1 protein-coding gene is annotated in these 589 nt (G+C 64.7%); it reads right to left on the reverse strand.

Annotation, left to right across the window (positions count from 1 at the left end; genetic code table 11):
• Positions 1–130: 130 nt before the first annotated feature.
• Positions 131–589, reverse strand: a 459-nt coding sequence (locus tag ACXJKJ_RS31355) for an HAD family hydrolase (RefSeq protein WP_457395544.1), incomplete at its 5' end; no start/stop codon positions are given.

Genomic DNA, 589 nt, shown 5'->3' on the forward strand with positions numbered 1-589 from the left:
GTCCACGACGTAGGCCTCGGACTTTTCGGCGGTCTGCTGCGCCGATGCGGCCAGGGGCAGCACGGCCAGCAGCAGCACCAGCAGCGTGCGCAGGATCATGACCACATACCTTTGCCGCGCTGCATGTCGGTCAGCCCCGGCTGGCTTTGGCTTGGATACTGCGCAGCGCCTGCGGCCAGTCGAAGGCGGTGGGCGCATCGACCATGCGCGGCTCATCGTCGGCTACGCCGTGCTGGGTTTCATGCGCCCAGGTCACCGCGTACGGGGTGTGGATGCCCCAACCGCCCAAGGTGATCACCGGCTCGATATCCGAGCGCAGCGAGTTGCCGACCATGCAGAAGCGCTGGATCGGCAGGTTGAATTCCTCAAGCACGCGCGCGTAGGTTTCCGGGTCCTTCTCGGACACGATCTCGATGCGCGGGAACAGATCGCGCAGGTTGGCCAGCTTGATCTTGGCTTCCTGGTGGAACAGGTCGCCCTTGGTGATCAGCACCACGGGATGATCGCGGGCGATCTCGGTGACCGATTCCCGCACACCGTCGATCAGTTCGACCGGATGGCGCAGGGTGTCATGGCCGATGTCCAGGAT

The sequence above is a fragment of the Roseateles sp. P5_E1 genome (assembly GCF_054049335.1).